Genomic DNA, 20,879 nt, shown 5'->3' on the forward strand with positions numbered 1-20,879 from the left:
CCCCCTTACATTTTCAGCGAGCTCGCGCGTACGCCGTCGGCGGTGCGAGTGTCGGTATCGATGGTGGTGGTGACGGTCACGCCGAGTAGTTCGGCCATCTCGCGCAGCGCATCGAAGACCTGCAAGGCGCCCTGGCGGGTTTCCGACCACCCTTGCCAGTAGGCCGAGGCTGCGGTGCCGCGCCAGCTCGACATCAGCTGCGCTACCTCGGCGTCGGCGGAGCGGATGCCATCGGCCAAGGCCTGCGCCGTCTCCGAGACGAATTGCCCTGCATTGGAAACGTTTTCGGGCACCATCGCCAGCGGCGCGGCCGAACCTGCTGTCATCTGTCACCCCAAGATTCGAGATACATGCGTTGAAGATCGGACGCCGTGGGCGCTGTCCTGTCGCCCCGAAGACACTGATCCGATGATCACAGGATTCGAGCTTCCGGTCAAAGCCGCGGCCGTTGCGGACGGTGAACTTGGTTGAGTTGGGGACACCCGCGATGTGGAGGAAACCCAGAGCCTGCGGCCCGTCGCACGACGAAGGGGAGCCAAAGCAGGGCCGCTGTCCAAAGTCGCCGCTCATCCGCCCGAGATCAGGTGGGCAACCAGTATTGGCAGATACCGTCGTCGGTGATCCTGTCGAGCTCACCACCGCAGCGGGTGATGACGCGGCGGGAGCCGACGTTGTCGCTTCGGCACGTCATCCGTGCGCGATTGATGCCGAGATTCCGTGCAAGGGGCAGGGTTCGGCGCAGGATCTCGGTGGCGTATCCGAGCCTGCGACGCTCGGGGACAACCACGTAGCCGATGTGGCCGCCCCAGTGCATCAGCTGTTCGGTGAGGTGGTGCCGGATATCGCTGGTGCCGACGATCTGCCCGGCGGTGTCTTCGGCGACGAGGAAGGTCTCCGGCACTTTGCCTGGTGCCAGGTCAACGCCGCGCCGAGCTCGATCGAGATGGTCCAGATAGGACGTCCATGGACCTACATAGTTCCTGGCGAACTCGAATCCGTCGGCGTAGAGGCGAGCACGCACCGCTTGAAACTGGTGTTCGTCGGCGGGGCCGAATAGCCGGAGTCGTATTTCGGGCCGCGGACCGTACCGGGATGATGTGATCGCTGAGCCGGAGACCAGTGGCAACGTCATCTCTACCTCGACAACCGACGGGTTGTCTACGGCTTGTCGCCTGCCGCCGGTGGGTGTGAATCCGAGCCGCCGGTAGAGCGCGTCGGCGTGGGTGTTGGAGTCGGTGAGCCACAACCGCAGCAGGTGGTGGCCTCGAGCGCGAGCCCAGTCGGTCACCGCACTGATGAGTAGATCCGAGATTCCGGTGCCGCGGGCGGTCGGACGCACCCATACCGATGTCATCGACGGCAGGTCGTCGCTATCGAGCGTGCCGGCGGCCGAGCCGAGGAAACAGCCGTCGTCCTCGCAGACGAACAGCGTCTGCCGCCGCAACCAGGTTCGCCACTGTGCTTCATCCCAGGCCGAGGCAATGTCGAGGGCGGAATCGACTGCGCCAGAACGAGATTCGGCCAACGCCTCCAGGCGCACCGCGCGTGCGAGCTGCCATTCGTTCTCATCGACCCGGTGCAGGGTCATCTACCGATCCTGCCTATTCACCGCGAGGAGGTTGTCGACCGGGTCCACGGCGATGTCCTCACCGCCGAACCGAGCCGATAAGGCCGTTGCCATTTCGCCGCATACAACGGTGTCGGGATCAGTAGCGCAATGCGGCCAGCACGACCGTGATCATGAGCAGGCCGATGGAAGTCAGCAGAAGCCGGGCGGCGTGGCGGATCTTGAGATAGCGGTAGAGGTGGAGGCGCGAGGTCCGCCACAGCTCATCGAGGGCGCCCCGGAGTTGCTGCTCTGGGGACTGATTCATGACCGCTACTCTGAATTCCTCGAAGGTCGACCACCTACGGTTGATGCCGGACAGGTTGTAAAACATCGACGCGTCGCTGCGCGGTTCGGAAAAGCGACGCTCAGTGCGGCGCAGCATGACCAGCGCTTGCGTCGCGTAGGTGACCGACCCTGCCACGCACAACAACGTGCCAAGAGCTGGCATGAACACCCAAAGGCTCAGTGCCCGATGGCCTTTCAACGAGAAGGCCAGTGCTGTGCCTGCTACAACGAGTGCGTTGGTGCTCAGTATCGCACCGGCACGCGTTGATATCGCTGTGCGTTGGGCGTCCTCTCGAATGAGGTGCCAGTGAATGACGTCGAGACTGAGGCCTTTTGGCCTGCCGCTGGTGGTTCCCCCGGTGGTCATGCCTCGATTGTCGTCGATGAGTGGTTGTCGAGTGGTGTAGGTGGTGGTCAAAGTGGCGATCACGGTGCATGCGATTAGCCGGACTGGACGCCGTCCGACAGGTACGTCGGAAACCTGCGGAAAGTCCCTGTGTCCCTGGTATTTCCCTCGGCTTTCGCTCGATCTGATGGCCTTCGCTCCTTGGGGCATCCTGAGTGTTCAGGTGCGCGATGCCAGTTGTCGGGTCAGTGCGGTGATCGAGGGGTTGGTGAACAGTTCGTTGAGTTCGAGGTCGATGCCCTGTTTTTCGACGGCTGTGCGGAATTGTAATGCGGCGATCGAGTCTCCTCCGGTGGTGAAGAAGTCGTCGTCGCGGTTTGTTGGTGGTGTGCCGAGGACTTCGGTCCACGCGGCGAGGAGGGTTGTTTCGATTTCGGTGTGGGAGCGTGTGATCGTTGGTGAGGGCCGTGTGTGGCCTCGGCGCAGATTCTGTAGTGCGGCGCGGTCGGCTTTGCCGTTGGCGGTTACCGGGATGGAGTCGACGGCTACGAAGGCCGAGGGGATCGCGTACTGCGGGAGGCGTTTCCGCACGAATGCGACGATCTCGCTCGTCGGGGTGTCGCCGGTGTGGAATGCGACGAGGGTGTTGGTGCCATCCGGGTTGGGTTCGTCGAGGACCACCGCGGCGTCGATGCCTGGGCAATCGCTCAAGTGGGATGCGACCTCGCCGAGACTGATTCGATTGCCTCGGACTTTTACCTGATCGTCGGTGCGGCCCAGATATTCCAGGTTGCCGTCGTTGTCGTAACGCCCTAGATCGCCGGTTCGGTAGGTGCGGCCGTCGAGATGGTGTGGATCGATGGTGAATGCGTTGGCGGTGAGGTGTTCTCGATGGTGGTAGCCACGAGCGACCGCGATTCCGGAGACGAGGATCTCGCCGATTTCGCCATCGGGGACCACCTGGCCGTTGGGGTCGACCACGGTGAGGCCGACATTGGCGATGGGTGTGCCGATGGGGACGGTCGCGATCTTGCGGGCTTGGTCGACGGTGATGTCGAAAAAGGAAGCGCAGTAGGTCGCTTCGGTGGGTCCCCATAGGTTTGTCAGGACGACGTCGTCGAGACCTGCTGCGGCGAACAGGTCACCGAAGCGGCGCACGAGGCTCGGGTGCAGTGCTTCGCCGCCGCACAGGATGTGGCGCAGAGTGCGGATGCGGTCGAGGGCGGTGGGGGAGGTGTGCAGCTCGTCGAGGAACGGCCCGAGCATCGAGGGTACGAACTGGATGACAGTGACGCGGTGGGTCTCGATGGCGTCGATGATCCGGCGTGGGTCGATGTGGGCGCCTTCGTCGAGGATGGCGATCTGGGCGCCCGCGTGGATCGGCCACATCAGTTCCGGTACCGACGCGTCGAAGGTGTGGGGTGCTTTGAACAGGACGACGTCGGTGTCGGTGAGTAGGTATCGCTGTTGCATCCAGTCCAGCAGGTTGTTCAGTGAACGGTGTTCGGCCAGTACACCTTTCGGCGTGCCCGTGGAGCCGGAAGTGTAGATCATGTAGGCCAGTTCGGCGGTGGGCGTCGTACCGGGTTCGCGGTGGTGGGTCGGCGTGGCGGTTGGTGAGATCACCTCGACCGGGTAGGACGTGGCGTCGGTGAGGTCGGTGATCAGCAGGCATGCGCCGCTGTCGTCGAGCAGCGTCTGGATCCGGTGGGGCGGATAGTCCATCGCGAGGGGCACGTAGGTGCCGCCGGCGGCCATGATGGCGTGGATGGCGATGACCAGGGCGGGTGAGCGAGGCAGTAGTACCGCGACGAATTCGTTGGTGCGCAAACCCGTTTCACGTAAACATGCGGCGAGGGTGTGGACCTTGTCGCTGAACTCGGCATAGGTGAGAGCGTGGGTTTGCCGGTCTGGGCCCGTCCATACCAGTGCCCGGCGCGTCGGTGCCGTTTCGCTGGTCGCGACGAGCCGAGTCGTTACTGTTGCACTCGAATTATCGGCAGTATCAACAGTGTCCGGGTGGTGCGCGCTCGATGTCGGTACGGTGCTGACCGTGCGTCCGGACAGGATGTCGATGACCTCGTCGACAGCTGAACTGATCGTAGCTTCGGTGAACAGGTCGGGGGCATAGAAGATTTCGAGGTCGATCGTGGCCTCGTGCTCGAATTCGTAGACGGCGATGGTGATCGCGCCGAGCATGTTTCCGACGGCGAGGGTGGTCACATCGCGTCGTAGGCGGGCGGCGTGTTCATGGTCGGGGACTTTGTTGTAGGTCAGTCGGACATCGAACAGTGCAGACATGGTCCCGGTGTGTTCGCGTAGCGCGCGCAGCAGTTCGCCGTACGGGAAGCGTTGGCGCGCTTGCAGATCCCGGACTTGGGTCTCGACGGTCGAGGCCAGTTCGGTGAGTGTGCTGGTGCCGGTAGCCGGGATGTGGATGGGCAGCACATTGGTGAAGTCGCCGATCGTGTCGAGTTCGGCGGTCGTTTCTCGATTCAGCAATGCGACACCGACCACGATGTCGCCGCGCTGATGCAGGTTATGTAGTGAGATGCCGAGGGCGGCCAGTATCTGCGCGACGGTCGATCCTCGGCGCCGCAGTGCAGTCACTGCGGCGCGTTCGAAGTGGTGGGTATAGCGCAGATTCTGTGTCGGCGTCTGGATCTGGCGCTCGAACAGTGCCGGTGTCAGTGTGCGGAATCGACCGACGAGTGCGTCCCGGTCGTGTGCCCACTGGCCGGACTCGCGGTAGTCGCGGTAGCGGGTGTGCATGGTCAGACAGCTCGGGGCCGGGCCGGTAGGGCCCGCGCCGAAGTAGGTCGCGGAGAGTTCGCGAGCCATGATGATCAGCGACCAGCCGTCGGCGAGGGCGTGATGGAATCGGGTGAACACGATCAGCGACTCGGTGTCCTCGCGCAGGATCGTGAACTCCGATTGGGGGCCGTGGACCGGTAGGACTGTCGTGGCGCGATCGCGGGTCCATAGATCCAGTGCCGCAACCGGATCCGGCAGATCGAGCAGATCGACGAATACGATGTCGCCGGGCGGATCGCCCAGGTATTGGCTCGGTGGTGTGGTGGTGACATCCATGCGCAGGCGCAACGCGTCATGACGCTGATGTAGTCGCAGGATCGCGCTACGGAGCCGGTCGATGTCGGTGGCGCCGGTGATACGGAAATAATGCGCGGCCTGTACGACCGGCAGGTGCGGATAGCGGGCCGCCAAGACGACCAGATCCGCTTGATACGGAGTCAACGGCGCTCGGTCAACGATCGGGCCTGTCGGCTGATGGACAGCCGATATCGTTGTGGGGGAGTCGAGTTCGCTGCGCACATAGGCGGTGAGCGCGGCAGGGGTCGGGTGCTCGACGAGATCGGTGACCTGCAATCGCACCCCGGATGCTTCTTCGATCTGCTGTCTGAGGGTCAGCGATGCGAGCGAGTCGAGTCCGAGTTGGGTGAACGTCGAGGTGGATTCGGGCAGTACGCCACTGTAGCCACCCAGCACCGAGGTCAGTGCCGACCTCACGATCGCTGCGGCGTCGACGATCGCCACGGCACCCGCGGGCGCGGTCTGTCTGGGTGTCTCCGGTGCTGTCGGCACACATGTGTCGACCGGCCGAGTGGACCCGGCGCCGCGGACAGCGGTGGCGAGTCCTTCATCGTGCGCCATCCAATAGCGTTGGCGTTCGAAGGGATAAGTAGGCAGATCCACTGTGCGTGCATCGTGGCCGCGATAGTAGCGGGCCCAGTCCACGTCGATGCCCGCTGAATACAGCCCTGCGGCCGACGACAGAAAGCGGCGTAGCCCACCGTCGTTGCGACGCAATGTCTTCGCGACTGTGATCGGCACCGCGTCTCCGGTCTGGTGAGTGAGCGCGTTGAGGGTTTCGCCCACACTGGCCGTCAATACCGGATGGGCACTGACTTCCAGAAACGCCTTGGCGCCTCCGAGATAGGCGGTTCGCACCGCATGTTCGAATCGGACGGTCTCACGCGTGTTTCGATACCAGTACTCGGCATCGAGCTGGGCGGTGTCGATCGGTTCGCCGGTGACGGTCGACAGGAATGGGATGTGGGTGCGGTTGGGTTCCACTGACGCCAAAGCGCTTTCGATGCTGTGCCGAAGTGGCTGCATCAGAGGCGAATGCGAGGCCACCAGTGCGGGAAGCCTCCGTGCGTCGATGCCGTCGGCGGCGCAGCGAGCGAGCAGGTTCTCCACGGCGATGGTGGGACCGGACAGCACGCAGGATCGGGGACTGTTGACGCACGCGATCGCAAGATCGTCGTCGACGAGCTCGCTGGCCTGGTCCGCTGGCAGCGCCACTGCTGCCATGGCGCCGTTGCCCGTGGCGGTGGCCATGATCGTGGCGCGGCGTGCCACGATCATGGCCGCATCGCGCAAGGACAGTGCGCCGGCGATGTGCGCCGCGGTGATTTCGCCTTGGGAATGCCCGATGACTGCGGCAGGGCGGACGCCGAGGCTTTCCCACAGGCGGGCCAACGCCACCATGACCGTGAACAGCACCGGCTGGACGACATCGACGCGTTCCATCGGCGGAGCATCATGCGCGCCACGCAGGACATCGGTGACCGACCACTCGACGAATTCGGCGAGTGCGGACTCGCACTGGGCGACGTGTTCGGCGAAAACCGGTGCTGTGTCGAGCAATTCGACCGCCATACCGTGCCATTGCGGCCCTTGCCCGGGAAAGACGAATACGACATCGCCGCCGGTGTCGAGGTGCGCGGACCGGCTGGTGTCCGGGGTGGCGAGCCTATCGAGCGCGGTGATCAGCTCGTCACGATCGGCACCCAACACCACTGCTCGCTTATCGAAAGATGCACGACCAGCCGCGAGCGAGTACCCGATATCGAGCGGCGCGAGGTCCACACGCTGGCGCAGGTGTGTCGAGAGCGCCTCAGCTTGTGCGGCCAATGCGGAATCGGTACGCGCCGACAACACCAGCGGCAGCATCGATGGTTCGCCACGCTGGTCAGGGTTGCGGCGAGGCAGGTCGGGGGCTTGCTCGACGATGATGTGACAATTGACCCCGCTGATGCCATTGGCCGAGACCCCACCGCGGCGCGGGGCTCCCGCGACGGCGGGCCAGGCCATGAGTTCACCGGCTACCCGGACTTTGCCGCTCGACCAGTCGATGTGCGGGGAAGGCGTCTGGAAATGCGCTGTGGCAGGGACGATTCCGCGTCGGATCGATTCGATCATCTTGATCATTCCCGCAACGCCTGAACCGGCTTGGGTGTGGCCGAAGTTGGACTTTGCTGACCCGATCCAGACGGGATTGCCCGGACCGCGTACGGCCCCATAGGTATTGGTCAGTGCCGCGACCTCGATCGGATCGCCGATCCGGGTGCCGGTTCCGTGTGCCTCGACGACATCGATATCGGCGGCGCCGATTCCGGCGTCGCGCAGCGCGTACTCGATCACCTGCTGCTGGGCGTGCTGGTCGGGAGCGGTCAAGCCCGTTGACGCCCCGTCGGAGACGACAGCGCTGCCCCGCAGGACGGCCAGCACGGGGTGGCCGAGCCGCACAGCATCGGAGAGCCGCTCGAGTAGCAGGACCCCACCCCCTTCACCCAGGCCGAAACCCGATGCGGTGTCGGCGAATGGTCGGGTGGCGCCGTCTTCGGAGAGCACCCGCATCAACGAGAACCCGACGAAAAGGCTTGCGCTGCTGTGGATTGTCGCCCCGCCCGCCAATGCCAGCGAGCATTCTCCCGATCGCAGCGCCCGCATCGCGGTATGGATCGCGACCAGCGACGACGAACACGCGGTATCGATGCTGAGTGCGGGACCACGCAGCCCCAGAACGTAAGCGACCCGCCCGGACGCCACGCTGGCGGCAACCCCGGTGTCCTGGTATCCCTTGGTGCGTTCCATATCGGCCATGCGTGGCCCGTACTCGGCCTGCATGACACCGAAATAGACTCCGGTCCGGCTGCCCTGCAATATGCGGGGGTCGATCCCGGCACGCTCGATCGCCTCCCAGGAGGCTTCGAGCAGCACCCGCTGTTGCGGTTCCATGGCGATGGCTTCCCGTGGGCTGATGCCGAAGAAGCCGGCGTCGAAGCCGCCGGCATCGGTCAAGAAATTGCCTCGACGAGTGGAACTGGTAGCACGGGCGTGATCGGTTCCGCCCAGCCTCGATACGTCCCACCCGCGATCGGTCGGCATCGCGGTAACGGTGTCACGGCCGGTGACCATCGTCTGCCACATGTCCTCGACCGAGGCGACACCTCCGCCGAATCGGCAGCTCATCGACACCACTGCGATCGGTTCCGGCGCGTACGCACCGTCGCCCTCAAACCCCGACACCACTTCGTACCTCTCCTGAACACAGTTGAACCGCGGGAGGCTACAACCAAGTGGTTATTTGGCGGTTATCGAATTCTGGCAGGAAGGTTCTCGCCGAGAAAGCGGCTATCAACAGGTGTTACAGGGCGAACATCCCCTAGTTGGGGTATGTCGTAGCTCTTGTCATGGTGATCTGGCAAACGCTTCACTGAGCGCGTGAAAAGCTCGAATCACATGCTCTGCCGCACGCGGCCGTCCACATCGCATCAGTTCGTCGACGACAGTGCGAAGACCCCCAGCTCTCTCGACCCGTCGACTCGCCGCATGGCGATGCAATCCTTGCAGGCCGTGGCGGACCTGCTCGCCGAACTCGATATCACCATGTCTCGATCCGATGTTATGGGCACTCGATCCGGCGGACGCGCCCCGCGCGGCAGTCGCGCCTCGATCATGCCGTTCCATCAGGGAGCCGCTGACGCGCGCGCACTCCTCGTGCGGGTACTCGATCGGCTGAGCACCCAGGTCGCGGCCGCTCTCGATGAACCCAAACCTGCCGATTCGGCCGCGCAAGCCGCCTTCCTGTCGACCCACGCGCCGCGCCTCGACGCCGATTCTCGCGCGTTGACCGGCATGGGCGATCTCACCCGGGCCGTGCGCACGGCCCACCTGGCTATCGACGCGCCCCCGCAGCAGCGCGTCATCGGCCGCTGCCCGTGCGGCACCACGCTGTACGCCGACGCGGACACCGACATTGTCGAATGTGACCGATGCGCACGGGTCCACTCGGTGGCGATCCTTCGCTCGACCTCGCTCCAGCGAGTATGCGAAGAATTTGCTACGGCGGCGCAGCTGGTGCAAATCCTGTCAAGAATCACCGAGATTCCGGTCACTTCCAGCCGTGTTCGTCAGTGGGCGTCGCGAGGGAAGATTGCAGGTCATCGCAGGAATGGGCAGACCGTGTATCGAGTCGGCGACGTGCTTGCCCTTGTCTGCGGCCATGTGCAGGGCTGAAAAGTTGCTACAGTTACAAACTGGTCGGTTGTTCAACTATGTTCATGGATTGGGAGGGCGCGCGCGTATGTCTCCGCGTGAGCTGATGCTCCCCTTGCCCTCGCTTGCGGACTACATCTCCTTCCATCGCGGTCGTCTCGGATTGACGCGACCGGCTCTGGCCAAGCGCGCTTACGTGTCCATCGGCACGATCACCAAGCTCGAGCGAGGCGAGCAGACCGGACTGAACCCTTCGACCCTGAACTCGCTGGCCGAGGCGCTGGAGTTGACCACGGCCGATGAACGCCGGCATCTCGACGAGCTGACCCGTGTGCACATTCCTCGCCCCTGGTTTCCGCAGGAGTTGCGCTCGGAGGTGACCGAACACGAGCGGGCCATGCTCGATGCCCTGATGCCCCAGCCTGCCGCTTACTGCAACGAGCGCTGGGATGTCGTGGCGGCCAACGAGGCGTACGAGGCACTGTTTCCGGGGCGGCTCGAAGCTGTGAACGCGATGCGGTGGCTGTTCAGTCCCGCTGGGCGCGCGGCGATTGTCGACTGGGAAACCGAAGCGGCGGCAGACGTCGCACGGATGCGCGGGATTCTCGCCCACTTCGGCAACCCCGCCGTCGGGGTCGCGCTGCTGTCGCAATTGCAGTCCGACCCCGATTTCGCGCGCCTGTGGCTCGAACGCCGCGTGCGCTTCGACCGCGCGGTCGACGAGCCCGAGCATGTTCACACCGCCTCCGGCCCGGTCAGCGTCACCATGCAACTGCAGTCACTGCCTGCGCAGGTCGACTGGCTGCATCTGGTGATCGCCGTCGTTCACCCCTACAGCGGACCGCCGACGTTCGACGCTCCCGTCGACGACCGGTCCTGACCCGCCTTCGCGACTGCCGCAGCCCGCTGATGGTAGGGGCATTCGCTGATCTTCACTCACTCTCTCGATGTGGTGCGCCTCGCCGCATGCTTGTACCCCCTTCGGCTGCTGTCGCCGAAGGGGTATCTCGACATCGAATTCATCAGAAAGCTCGCTCAATGGCACCCCGCAATCCTGCCCTCCCGTGCGTCGGCGTACCCGGATTCATTCAACCCGCCGATACCCGAAACTGGCACCTCCGCGCGGAAACAATTGCCGCGCAAAAGATTTGCCGAGACCTATGCCCATCGGAGTCGTTCACTGCGTGCGCGCAGTCCGCGCTGCACGTCGGGGAAACGATCGAGGAGATCGGACGTCCCCGAGTCGCCGATGGTGTCGTCATGGCCGGGGTCATCTGCCGCGGAGACGCCGCCACCGCACGTGTACTGCGTGACCTTCTGGCCACGGACGCAAAGGTTTTGGGCAACGCCGCGCGTCGCTGCCTGGATTGTCGAGAGCCGATGTGCACCCGCACCCGACGCAAGCCCGGTCATGTCGTGCACGGCAGCGGCGGCCGCTGCTACCGCTGCTACCGGGCCGCCGCCCGTGCGGCATAACCCTGAATTTCGCGTATCCGAACGCTTGTTCCGTGTTCGCGGAAGGGGCGCTACTGGCTGGTAGCGCCCTCTGTGCGCGGCCGACGTGTGGTCGCATTCGAGAGATTGGATGAATGATGGTGGACTCGTTGCCTGTCGAGACCGTGGTGGTCAACCTGTTGGGAGACTTCGAAATCGGCTTCGACAACGGTATCGCTCCGGGCTGGCGCTCCAAGAAATGTACGAACCTCTTCGCATTTCTGGTCGTCAATGACGGTCGGCCGGTGAGCCGGGAGCGACTCGAGGCTGTGCTCTGGCCGCACCCGGGTCGCCCGGCGGGTCCCACCGCCCTGAAAGTCCTGGTGCACACATTGCGCCGCGCCCTCGATGCTGCATTCGGTCGTGACCGTGACTTCCTGCAGATCGACAACCACGGTGGCGGATACATCCTGCGCCTGGGGGAGCAGGTCCGTGTCGACATCCATGAATTCGAACGACTCTGCAGGGACGGCGGCGAAGCATCAGGGCGTGCGAGCGCGGACGCGATCGCGCACTACAGCCGCGCATGCGGCCTCTATCGGGGAGATTTCCTGGCCGGATGCGGGGAGGAGTGGGTGTACGAGTATCGAGAATGGTTGCGCGCCAATATGATGCACGCCCTCAGCGTGCTGGCCGGCCACGCTGGCCACACCGAGGACGCTCTCGCGGCGATCGGTCACGCCCGACGGATGCTCGAGCTCGACCCGTCGGAGGAAAGAGCGTTCCAGACGATGATTCTGGTGCACGGTCGTCGCGGCGAGTACGACCAGGTCGACTACTGGTATGGCTTGTGCTCGCAACGACTCGCCCAGGATCTCGACGTCGCCCCGCAGGAGGCTACCCAGCGGCTGTTGCTGCAGGCGCGCCACGGTGAGCTCATCCGGCGGCGCGGCGGCTCTCGCACACATCACTCCGGTACCAGGGTGGTGAAGTACACAGCAGGTCGTTCGGGTGCGCGGGGGTAGCGCACCGTGAGCCGCGTTGCTTTCCGGGCGGATCTTAACCAGCAAATAACCGTGCGATGTTAGAACATCTGTCATGGCGAGCATCGAACAGCAGTTGACGGCCCTTTTCGTCGAAGACCTCAGGATCGCGCCCGGTCAGCTGTCACCCGATACTCATCTGGTCGCTGACCTGGCATTCGATTCGCTCGCTTTCCGGATCACGATGTCCTCGATCGAAGCACGGTTCGGCATCACGCCGCCGGAGAGAGCCGCCATGGCGTGTATGACGTTCGGTGAATTGACCGAGCTGGTGACCCAGTGTGTCGCTGCCAAGACCGACCCAACGCCCCGATGAGTCGATTCACCGAGCATCTGTACCGGTCGTCGGCGGTCAGCGTCTGTGGCATGGTCACCGGTGAACCCGGCCTGCCGCGCCGACAGACCTGGGGTGAGCTACATCAGACAGCCCGCCGCATGGCTGGGGCACTGTCGCGGCATGTCGAGGCGGGCGCGCGTGTGGCGATCCTGGCCGGCGATCCGGCCGAGGTCGCACCGCTGGTTCAGGCGGTGTGGATGCGTCGTGGCGCCTTCACGATGCTGCAGCACCCCACACCCCGTACCGACCTCGGCACCTGGTCGGCGCAGACCCGGCGGGTACTCGACATGATCGACGCCGAGGTGCTCGTCGTCGGTGCGGCGTTCGACGCTGTGGAGTACAGGGACTTCCCCTGCACCGTGCTCACCCTGTCCGACCTGATCGACGGACCCGACACCGAGCCGCTGGAGTGCGGGGAAGACGACGCGGCGGTGCTGCAACTGTCCTCCGGCTCCACCGGGGACCCGAAAGCGGTCGTCATCACCCACCGCAACCTCTATACCAACATCACGGCCATGCTCACCAGGGCGGGGCTGGCGTCGGGCGCCGATGAGGTCGCGGTCTCATGGCTGCCGCTCTCGCACGACATGGGCATGATCGCGTTGCTGGCCATGCCCATGATGGCGGGCATCGAGTTGGTCAGCATCACCCCGGCCGACTTTCTGCGCAACCCGCTGCTGTGGGCCGAGCTGATCAGCCGCTACCGCGCCACCTTCACCGGCGCGCCCAATTTCGCCTACACCCTGCTCGGCCACCGCCTCGAACGTGCCGACGACAACGCCTACGGCCTGTCGAGCATGCGATACGCCATCAACGGCGCCGAACCGATCGATTGCGCCGCGATGGACGGGTTCGTCAACAGCGCCGCCCGATTCGGTTGGCCGGCAACGGCATTGGCCACCTGCTACGGCATGGCCGAAGCGGTTGTCGCGGTCTCGGCGCCCGAGCGCGGAGCGGCTCGGATCGTCGACCGAGTCGAGCGCGACGCGCTCGAAACCGAGCGCCGCGCACAACTCGACGAGAACGGTTCCCGTTACGCGGTGCTCGGACAACCGCTATCCGGTGTCGATGCCCGTGTCGTCGATCCCGACACCGGAATCACCCTCGGCGCCCGGTCGGTCGGGGAGTTCGAACTGCGCGGGGAATGCGTCACCGCCGGTTACCTCACCACCGCCGGATTCGCCGCCGGGCAGGATCGCGACGGATGGCTGCGCACCGGCGATCTCGGATATCTGACCGAGCACGGCGAACTCGTCATCTGCGGACGCCAAAAAGACGTCATCATCGTCTCCGGTCGCAACCTGTATCCGACCGACATCGAACGTGCCGCCGAACGTGTCGAGGGAATCCGCGGGGGCAACGTCATCGCCGTATCGGTAGACGCCGCCACAGCCACCGAAGGTTTCGCTGTCCTGGCCGAATCACTCCACCACCGCGACTTGACCCGAGTCACCCAGCTACGCCGCGACATCAGCGTCGAGATCTTCACCTCGATCGGTGTCGCACCCCGCATCGTCACCATCCTCGCACCGGGCGCGCTTCCGAAGACCACCTCAGGCAAGCTCCGACGCGCCCATGCCCGCCAGTTGCTGACCACTCGGGCCTGACGCTGCTGCCAGCTCGCCCGCGCCCATCATCAAAATAGCTTCCTACCTGCACTGTTCACGATTATCAGCGGATCTGTCACACGGCGGCCGATAGGCTACGAGCCGTCGGACATTGACCCCGACATCGTTTGACAACGCCTTCGTTCCGACCGCTCGCCAGCGGGGGCGAAGGCGTTGTCGTTGTGGCCGCACTGTTCGGCCTAGGCCCCAGCGCACGCCGACACCGGCGGCTCTGCGCGATGCATCGAGGCCGGAAGGGAATCGGAAAATGACGACGTGGACCGGAGATCCGGTGTGGCTCGCAGATGTCCTGCGCGAGGCCGGATTACGAGTAATCGAACACGAGGGCTGGCGCGAGCGCGGGCACGGCGACTTCGCCGATCTGCGCGGGGTGCTGTGTCATCACACCGCCGGTGGCGGTACCGAGGATTGGCGCATCGTGCAGCACGGGCGACCCGACCTGGAAGGTCCACTCGCACAGTTGGTGCTCGAACGCGACGGCACCTTCCGGGTCATCGCGGCCGGTGTGTGCTGGCACGCCGGGCGCGGTTCCTGGCCCGGCTGGCCCACCGATAACGCCAACTACCACACCATCGGCATCGAAGCCGTCTCCCGGGGCGACGGAACCGACTGGACCCCAGCGCAATTGGATGCCTACAAGCGCGGCTGTGCAGCCATCCTGCGGCGCCTCGGCCGCACCGCCGACGACTGCGCCGGCCACCGCGAGTACAGCAGCGAAGGCAAGATCGACCCGGCCGGCATCGACATGGACGACTTCCGTCGCGATGTCCAGGCCCTCATAGACGGAGAGGACGCGCCCATGAGCGCAACAGAAGTCAAGCAGATCCAGGATTTCGTCACCGGTTTCTGCGGCCCGATCGGCAGCGACGTCAAAGACATTCGCGAACAGCTGTGCGGCCGGTCCCAGCGTGACGCGGGCCAGTACAGCGGCTGGCCCCAGCTGGGCGACCGCACTCTGGTCGACGCAGTGGCGGAAGTTATAACAAGGCTCGACAAGCTCGAAAGGCCCTGAGCCGCTTCGCTTTCAATTCTGAGCGCCCAGCCTCCTCGGAGGCTGGGCGCTCTTTTCAACTGAACATGGAGTGACGCATGCCCCCGCCGAACAATCGGCCCGAAGCCGGCTCCAACAACGGCTACGGCGGTCACCGCGCTCAGCAGGATCCGTCGGCCGGTCAGCAGGCGCAGCCCGCACCTGCGCAACCGTCGGAGACGAAACCGGATAAGAACCGCCCAGAAGCGAGCTCGGACAACGGATTCAGCGGCCACCAGGCGCAGCAGAACGAACCGGCCGCGAACCCACTCGGTCCCGATGTCCCGACCTACAACCCGTCCGCGCCAGGCCTCCTACCGGCCGCACCCGAACCGGCGCACACACTCACCGGATACGACCCCAGCACCGGTACGCGCACCGAGATCTACATCCCGGAGCAGAAGCAGGCTCCCGCCAGCACCCCCTATCCCGCCTCGAAGGCGCGTCTCGACGACGTGAACGGGCAACCACGCTACGCGGTGCTCAACGCCGCGGGCGAATTCCTGTTCGTCGTAGACGGCCGAGGGAACCAAATCGGTTCCGGCAGTAATGGATTGACCCAAGGCAACGGACCGGGTGGAGTCACGCTGCCAACCGGAACCGGCAACCAGGCCGGAGGCCCCGGAGCCGTCCTGCACCCAGGCATCGTCGAGCCGATCCAGCCCAACGTCAATATGCTCGCCACCACGGTCGGTGTCGGTGTCGGCAGCACCGTCATGGCGGGCGTCCTGGTCGGCGCGGAAGGCGGCGCCGTCGCAGGCCCGGTCGGCGCGCTCGCTGGAGCAACGCTCGGACTATTGGCCGGTCTCACGGTCGTGGCCGCCGACCAGCTCATCGACAACCTTCGTGCCGGCGAATCCGAAGACACCCCGGCGCAATCGGTCGACCTCGATTCGCTCCCCACCTTCGGAGATCCCAATGCGATCGTCACCCCGGTCTTCCCGCGGAACCAGCCGACGCAACCCTCGACGACGCAGACTCCAGCCAACGATCCCAACTCCACCACACGGCCCGGCAGCTCGAACCCCGCCGATGATCCCAACACCAGTCATCAACGGATCACGTTCCCCTCCACGGTGCCCGGGCAGCCGGATGTCCCGATCGAGGGCACCTACTGGAGCGCTCCGGGCGTTCTCCGCAATGGCCGCGACAACCCCCGCGGCCAGCAACCAGGCAGCTTCCCGCCCAAAGGTGATAGCGAGATCAGCCTGAAAGCCAAGCTTTTCAAGCTGTACACCTGGACTCTCGCCGACATCGACGAGCAGTACAGGCCACCAGTTCTGGCGATCATGGGCTTCCTTGCCGCTGCCCAGGCCTACCAGGGGCAGCTAAAGGACGGCATCCAAGAACTTGTCGACCCCTACGGCGTGAAAGTCGCCGACCTCACCACGAGCAGTGAACGCCTCAAGGCGGCGATGGCGAGGCTCGGAAGGGCAGGCGCGCCTGTTGCACTCATCGAGGCGGCGGTCAATGCTTGGCAGGCAACGCGGTATCCGGTCGATAAGGCCAAGGAGCGTCTCGGTCTGGCCGGTGCGGTTGCGCTGCTGAAATCCGATGACTGGGACGTCAACGTCCGGCCCGGCGGTGACAGCAAGCACGACATCGTCGCTTTCAAGGACGGCCAGCTCATGGTCGTCGAGTCCAAGGGCGGCGACCCCGGTCCCGCAAAGGCCGGTGATGCACTGGTTCCGGACGGTCATGGTGGCGAGTACCGTGCCCAGCAGATGACCGACCCTTACCTGTGGCACAAGCTCAAGCAGGATGCAGAAACCGATCCCGAGTTCGAGAAATGGCTCATCGACCGCGGCATGTGGGACGCGGTGCAGAACGAGGATCCCACCAACATCGGATACCGTTTGCTGCGAACCGATACCAACGGCAAGATCGACGGTTACGGCTCCACCCAGGAAAAGCTGAACGACAACGTTCCCGACGACGTCGAGATTGGCAGAACCACGGGCAATCGGCCCGGCATCGACCCAGCCGACCGAAATCCGGGTCCGACGCTGCGTGGTATCGCGCTCCCTATCGGCCAAGATGGGAACCCGATCGACAATCTGCTCGGCCAGGCTGGGACCTGGCTCAACGGGCTGGTGCACAACGGCTTGCGCGATGCCGCCGCAGTGCCCCAGCTCACCGTGACCGTCCCGCCGCTATTCGCGCTGCCACAGCGGCTGTGGCCCCAGAATGCGTCGAACGATCGGTCCCTGACCGTCACCATAAGCACTCCCGCAATGTCCGCACAGATAACACAGGCCGAAGAAATGGCCGCCGCTACCTACCTCTAACCCGGGTGCGAAACGGCCTGTGCGAAGCTGGCATCAGTCCCGGGCAACCCTGCCAGGTTGAAACCCTGCACAGAGAGAAAGAGCAGTTCATACGGATGCGAGCAGATCTTGACCGCGCTGTGCGGGTTATCGAGGCGGCCATGGAGTTTGATTGGGCTTGGACCGTGGACGACTTGCCTGGCTTCGCTGAACGTGTCGGCTGGCAGGTCGGCAGCCTCGACGTACTCTCACCGCCTCTGACTACGGATTTCCAGGTCAACCGGACCGATGCGCAGGTGTTTGCGGCCAGTAAGGCGGTCTACGACCGGCCACGCGAGATGAAGAGTATTTGGTTTTATGTCAGTGATGTCGTGCTCGATGATCCGGCCGTCAAACCTGTGTTGTGGGGGTTGTTCGAGCAGTTGGCTCAGCGGGTGTTCGAGCTTGCTGGGCAGGAACCGATCCAATGGTGGACACGAGACCCCGACCGTACTGTGCGCTGGAATCTGTCGGGGATCGTGATCCAGCTAGCTGTCAGTGATGCCTCGCTAGACGTCAGGCTCATCAGCCCTGCACAGCAGGCGCGAGACGATGAGTGGGACAGGCGACTCGATCCGGATTTGAATCCTGATCTGGACCCTATTCGATAGTCGGGCAAAGAGAGAAGAGAGCAGTTCACACCTATGCGAGCAGATCTTGACCGCGCCGTGCGGGTTATCGAGGCGGCGATGGAGTTCGATTGGGCGTGGACTGTGGATGACCTGCCTGGTTTCGCTGAACGTGTGGGTTGGCAGTTGGGTGATCTGGATGTCCTGTCGCCGCCCTTGAGTACGAATCTCGATGTCAACCGCACCGTAGCGGCGGTATCCGCCGCGCCCAAGGCGATCTATGGCCGACCACGAGAGCTTACGATGGTCAGCTTCTCGGCCAGTGACGTCGTGCTCGACGACCCCGCCGTCAAGCCTGTGCTGTCGGATTTGTTCGACGACTTCGCCCAGCGGGTGTTCGAGCTCGTCGGGCAGGAACCGACTCGATGGTGGTTGCGAGACCCCGACCGTACTGTGCGCTGGGATCTGTCGGGGATCGTTATCCAGCTAGCTGTCAGTGATACCTCGCTGCGGGTGAGGCTTATCAGCCCGGCGGAGCAGGCGCGAGATGATGAGTGGGACAGGCGACTTGATCCGGATTTGAATCCTGATCTGGATCCTATTCAATAGTCGGGCACAGAAAGATAGAGAGTTCACACCGATGCGTGCAGATCTGGACCGCGCTGTGCAGGTTATCGAGGCGGCCATGGAGTTTGATTGGAGGTGGACTGTAGATGACCTGCCTGGCTTCGCTCACCGTGTCGGTTGGCAGGTCGGTAGTCTTGACGTACTCTCACCGCCTCTGACTACGGATTTCCAGGTCAATCGGACCGATGCGCAAGTGTTTGCGGCTAGTAAGGCCGTTTATGATCGGCCGCGCGAGGTCAAGAGTATTTGGTTCGATGTCAGTGATGTCGTGCTCGACAATCCCGCCGTTAAACCGGTGTTGTGGGGTTGTTCGAGCAGTTGGCTCAGCGGGTGTTCGAGCTGGTTGGGCAAGAACCGCTCCAATGGTGGACACGGAACCCCGACCGTACCGTGCGCTGGGATCTGCCGACATTTACCCTCAAGCTAGCTGTCAGTGACGCCTCGCTGTCAGTCAGGTTGATCGGTCCTGCGCAGCAGGCGCGAAATGATGAGTGGGACAGGCGAATTGACCCGGATCTGACTCCTGATCTGGATCCCATTCGTTAGTCCGGCCGGCTATCGTGTCGGTGAGGTTCGCCCGCTTTCTTGCACGGCTAACTACCAGAAAGAGCAGCTATCCATGCGAGCAGATGTCGAACGTGCTGCCCAGGCGGTGCGCACCGCAGCCGTATTCGAGTGGACGTGGACTGTCAACGACCTGCAGCCATTCTGCGATGGCGTTGGCTGGGAGCTTAGCGGGCTCGAAGGTGGGTCCCCAGGAATGACGACCAATCTCGACGTCAATCGACCCGATGTTTTGTTATACGTCAAAGCCATCGAAAGACCTGATGCGTCGCGCACCCTTAATCAGATCTCGTATCGCGTCAGCGATGTGGTTCTCGATCGCACCGATTTGCAGCCTGAACTTGACGAAGTTTTCGATGCGCTCGCCCAGAGGGTGTTCGAAATGCTCGGGAAGCGGCCAACGGATTGGTGGATCGAACCGACCCGCGGGTTGCGCTGGGACTTTCAGAACATCGTTGTGACCACCACAATCAGTGCGACGTCAGTCTACGTTGACCTGGTTAACCCCGCGTACCAGCAATGGCACGACGAAATCGAGAATAGCGGCGATGACGATTAGACTCTGCTCAGAGAGAAAGAGTAGTTCGAACCGATGCGAGTAGATCTGGACCGCGCTGTGCGGGTTATCGAGGCGGCGATGGAGTTCGATTGGGCGTGGACTGTGGATGACCTGCCTGGTTTCGCTGAACGTGTTGGCTGGCAGTTAGGTGATCTGGACGTCCTGTCGCCGCCCCTGGTTACGGACTTTCAGGTCAATCGCACCGATGTCAGAGTGTTTGCCGCGAGTAAGGCCATCTATGACCGGCCGCGCGAGGTCAAGAGTATCTGGTTCTATGTCAGTGATGTCGTGCTCAACGATCCTGCCGTCAAATCGGTATTGAGGGGGCTGTTCGAGCAGTTGGCCCAGCAGGTGTTCGAGCTCGTCGGGCAGGAGCCGATCCGATGGTGGCTGCGGGACCCCAGCCGTACGGTGCGCTGGGATCTGCCAGGCCTTACCCTCAAGGTCGCTGTTAGTGACGCCTCGCTGTCCGTCAGGTTGATCAGCCCGGCGGAGCAGGCGCGAAGCGATGAGTGGGACAGGCGACTCGATCCGGATTTGAATCCGGATCTGGATCCCATTCGTTAGTCCGGCCGGCTATCGTGTCGGTGAGGTTCGCCCGCTTTCTTGCACGGCTAACTACCAGAAAGAGCAGCTATCCATGCGAGCAGATGTCGAACGTGCTGCCCAGGCGGTGCGCGCCGCAGCCGTATTCGACTGGACGTGGACTGTCAACGATCTGCAGCCATTCTGCGACCGGGTCGGTTGGCAGCTGAGTGGGCACGATCAGCGATTGCCGTCGGTCTCAACTAATCTTGACGTAAATCGGCCCGACGCGTTGCTGTTCATCGCTGATGCTTCAGAAATCGAACAGCCACGACGAATCAAACAGATCGCGTTCCGTGCTAGTGATGTGGTTCTCGGTCGTACTGACCTGCAGCAGGAATTGGACGAGGTTTTTGACAACCTCGTCCAGCGTGTGTTTGAAGTAGTGGGACAGCGGCCGACGGATTGGTGGATCGAACCGACCCGTGGCTTCCGCTGGGATCTTTCCGCTGCTGTGGTTACGGCCAAGATCAGTGCCACCTCGGTTTATATGTATCTTGTCAGTCCCGCGTATCAACGAAGGAACGACGAAATCGAGCAGAGCGGTGATGACGAGTAGGCCACGAGTTCGTTTGACCGAGCGGCTTGGATGTCTTGTCGCGCCCCTGATCACCGAATTCAGCAAGATCTCTCTGAGAGCAAGGAACGGTTT

Annotated in this window: 17 protein-coding genes; 13 read left to right on the forward strand and 4 right to left on the reverse strand. The window is 63.6% G+C overall.

Features of this window, described 5'->3' with window-relative positions; translation table 11 throughout:
• Nucleotides 1-5 precede the first annotated feature (5 nt).
• The 4 genes from ACIG5A_RS28385 to ACIG5A_RS28400 form a co-directional block, all read right to left on the reverse strand.
• The gene (locus tag ACIG5A_RS28385) at nucleotides 6-326 is read right to left on the reverse strand and encodes a WXG100 family type VII secretion target (RefSeq protein WP_397245354.1); all 321 of its coding nucleotides are present in this window, start codon (nucleotides 324-326) and stop codon (nucleotides 6-8) included.
• 254 nt (nucleotides 327-580) lie between these two features.
• Nucleotides 581-1,588, reverse strand: a complete 1,008-nt coding sequence (locus tag ACIG5A_RS28390) for a GNAT family N-acetyltransferase (RefSeq protein ID WP_397245356.1) — start codon at nucleotides 1,586-1,588, stop codon at nucleotides 581-583.
• 118 nt (nucleotides 1,589-1,706) lie between these two features.
• Nucleotides 1,707-2,261 carry a hypothetical protein gene (locus ACIG5A_RS28395; RefSeq protein WP_397245358.1) on the reverse strand — a complete coding sequence of 185 codons (555 nt, stop codon included), beginning with the start codon at nucleotides 2,259-2,261 and terminating at the stop codon, nucleotides 1,707-1,709.
• Nucleotides 2,262-2,459: 198 nt separating this feature from the next.
• Nucleotides 2,460-8,579, reverse strand: a complete 6,120-nt coding sequence (locus ACIG5A_RS28400) for an amino acid adenylation domain-containing protein (protein WP_397245360.1) — start codon at nucleotides 8,577-8,579, stop codon at nucleotides 2,460-2,462.
• Nucleotides 8,580-8,903: 324 nt separating this feature from the next.
• On the opposite strand from ACIG5A_RS28400, the gene ACIG5A_RS28405 reads away from it, so the two are divergent.
• The 13 genes from ACIG5A_RS28405 to ACIG5A_RS28465 all read left to right on the forward strand — a co-directional run bounded on the left by ACIG5A_RS28405 (nucleotide 8,904) and on the right by ACIG5A_RS28465 (nucleotide 20,786).
• Nucleotides 8,904-9,566, forward strand: a complete 663-nt coding sequence (locus tag ACIG5A_RS28405) for a hypothetical protein (protein WP_397245362.1) — start codon at nucleotides 8,904-8,906, stop codon at nucleotides 9,564-9,566.
• A 28-nt stretch (nucleotides 9,567-9,594) separates the two neighbouring features.
• Nucleotides 9,595-10,425 carry a helix-turn-helix domain-containing protein gene (locus ACIG5A_RS28410; protein ID WP_397245364.1) on the forward strand — a complete coding sequence of 277 codons (831 nt, stop codon included), beginning with the start codon at nucleotides 9,595-9,597 and terminating at the stop codon, nucleotides 10,423-10,425.
• A gap of 709 nt (nucleotides 10,426-11,134) precedes the next feature.
• A complete protein-coding gene (locus tag ACIG5A_RS28415) occupies nucleotides 11,135-12,004 on the forward strand; it encodes a BTAD domain-containing putative transcriptional regulator (RefSeq protein ID WP_397245367.1) in 870 nt (289 codons plus the stop codon).
• Between the two features lie 73 nt (nucleotides 12,005-12,077).
• A complete protein-coding gene (locus ACIG5A_RS28420) occupies nucleotides 12,078-12,338 on the forward strand; it encodes an acyl carrier protein (RefSeq protein WP_397245369.1) in 261 nt (86 codons plus the stop codon).
• Nucleotides 12,335-13,966: a fatty acyl-AMP ligase gene (locus tag ACIG5A_RS28425; protein ID WP_397245371.1), complete on the forward strand. Its 1,632-nt coding sequence runs from the start codon at nucleotides 12,335-12,337 to the stop codon at nucleotides 13,964-13,966. Before ACIG5A_RS28420 ends, ACIG5A_RS28425 begins: the two co-directional genes overlap by 4 nt.
• A gap of 268 nt (nucleotides 13,967-14,234) precedes the next feature.
• Entirely contained in the window at nucleotides 14,235-14,999 is a 765-nt protein-coding gene (locus ACIG5A_RS28430) for an N-acetylmuramoyl-L-alanine amidase (protein ID WP_397245373.1), read from the forward strand.
• A gap of 77 nt (nucleotides 15,000-15,076) precedes the next feature.
• The gene (locus ACIG5A_RS28435; RefSeq protein ID WP_397245375.1) at nucleotides 15,077-17,305 is read left to right on the forward strand and encodes a hypothetical protein; all 2,229 of its coding nucleotides are present in this window, start codon (nucleotides 15,077-15,079) and stop codon (nucleotides 17,303-17,305) included.
• Nucleotides 17,306-17,445: 140 nt separating this feature from the next.
• Nucleotides 17,446-17,934, forward strand: coding sequence for a DUF6301 family protein (locus ACIG5A_RS28440; protein WP_397245377.1), 489 nt, complete (start codon nucleotides 17,446-17,448; stop codon nucleotides 17,932-17,934).
• A 33-nt stretch (nucleotides 17,935-17,967) separates the two neighbouring features.
• Entirely contained in the window at nucleotides 17,968-18,501 is a 534-nt protein-coding gene (locus ACIG5A_RS28445) for a DUF6301 family protein (protein WP_397245379.1), read from the forward strand.
• A gap of 76 nt (nucleotides 18,502-18,577) precedes the next feature.
• Nucleotides 18,578-18,946 carry a DUF6301 family protein gene (locus ACIG5A_RS28450; RefSeq protein ID WP_397245940.1) on the forward strand — a complete coding sequence of 123 codons (369 nt, stop codon included), beginning with the start codon at nucleotides 18,578-18,580 and terminating at the stop codon, nucleotides 18,944-18,946.
• Between the two features lie 192 nt (nucleotides 18,947-19,138).
• The gene (locus ACIG5A_RS28455; RefSeq protein ID WP_397245381.1) at nucleotides 19,139-19,642 is read left to right on the forward strand and encodes a DUF6301 family protein; all 504 of its coding nucleotides are present in this window, start codon (nucleotides 19,139-19,141) and stop codon (nucleotides 19,640-19,642) included.
• Between the two features lie 33 nt (nucleotides 19,643-19,675).
• Nucleotides 19,676-20,209, forward strand: coding sequence for a DUF6301 family protein (locus ACIG5A_RS28460; protein WP_397245384.1), 534 nt, complete (start codon nucleotides 19,676-19,678; stop codon nucleotides 20,207-20,209).
• Between the two features lie 73 nt (nucleotides 20,210-20,282).
• Entirely contained in the window at nucleotides 20,283-20,786 is a 504-nt protein-coding gene (locus tag ACIG5A_RS28465) for a DUF6301 family protein (protein WP_397245386.1), read from the forward strand.
• Nucleotides 20,787-20,879 lie beyond the last annotated feature (93 nt).

Origin of the sequence: Nocardia sp. NPDC052566, from assembly GCF_044547285.1 — a bacterium.
In the GTDB taxonomy this organism is placed as follows: domain Bacteria; phylum Actinomycetota; class Actinomycetes; order Mycobacteriales; family Mycobacteriaceae; genus Nocardia.

What these genes read in the sequence shown, in the direction of transcription:
- ACIG5A_RS28385 (WP_397245354.1), bottom strand. Translation starts at nt 326, where the DNA reads ATGACAGCAGGTTCGGCCGCGCCGCTGGCGATGGTGCCCGAAAACGTT.
- ACIG5A_RS28445 (WP_397245379.1), top strand. Translation starts at nt 17,968, where the DNA reads ATGCGAGCAGATCTTGACCGCGCCGTGCGGGTTATCGAGGCGGCGATG.
- ACIG5A_RS28450 (WP_397245940.1), top strand. Translation starts at nt 18,578, where the DNA reads ATGGAGTTTGATTGGAGGTGGACTGTAGATGACCTGCCTGGCTTCGCT.
- ACIG5A_RS28425 (WP_397245371.1), top strand. Translation starts at nt 12,335, where the DNA reads ATGAGTCGATTCACCGAGCATCTGTACCGGTCGTCGGCGGTCAGCGTC.
- ACIG5A_RS28420 (WP_397245369.1), top strand. Translation starts at nt 12,078, where the DNA reads ATGGCGAGCATCGAACAGCAGTTGACGGCCCTTTTCGTCGAAGACCTC.
- ACIG5A_RS28390 (WP_397245356.1), bottom strand. Translation starts at nt 1,588, where the DNA reads ATGACCCTGCACCGGGTCGATGAGAACGAATGGCAGCTCGCACGCGCG.
- ACIG5A_RS28435 (WP_397245375.1), top strand. Translation starts at nt 15,077, where the DNA reads ATGCCCCCGCCGAACAATCGGCCCGAAGCCGGCTCCAACAACGGCTAC.
- ACIG5A_RS28465 (WP_397245386.1), top strand. Translation starts at nt 20,283, where the DNA reads ATGCGAGCAGATGTCGAACGTGCTGCCCAGGCGGTGCGCGCCGCAGCC.
- ACIG5A_RS28455 (WP_397245381.1), top strand. Translation starts at nt 19,139, where the DNA reads ATGCGAGCAGATGTCGAACGTGCTGCCCAGGCGGTGCGCACCGCAGCC.
- ACIG5A_RS28415 (WP_397245367.1), top strand. Translation starts at nt 11,135, where the DNA reads ATGATGGTGGACTCGTTGCCTGTCGAGACCGTGGTGGTCAACCTGTTG.
- ACIG5A_RS28395 (WP_397245358.1), bottom strand. Translation starts at nt 2,261, where the DNA reads ATGACCACCGGGGGAACCACCAGCGGCAGGCCAAAAGGCCTCAGTCTC.
- ACIG5A_RS28460 (WP_397245384.1), top strand. Translation starts at nt 19,676, where the DNA reads ATGCGAGTAGATCTGGACCGCGCTGTGCGGGTTATCGAGGCGGCGATG.
- ACIG5A_RS28440 (WP_397245377.1), top strand. Translation starts at nt 17,446, where the DNA reads ATGGAGTTTGATTGGGCTTGGACCGTGGACGACTTGCCTGGCTTCGCT.
- ACIG5A_RS28430 (WP_397245373.1), top strand. Translation starts at nt 14,235, where the DNA reads ATGACGACGTGGACCGGAGATCCGGTGTGGCTCGCAGATGTCCTGCGC.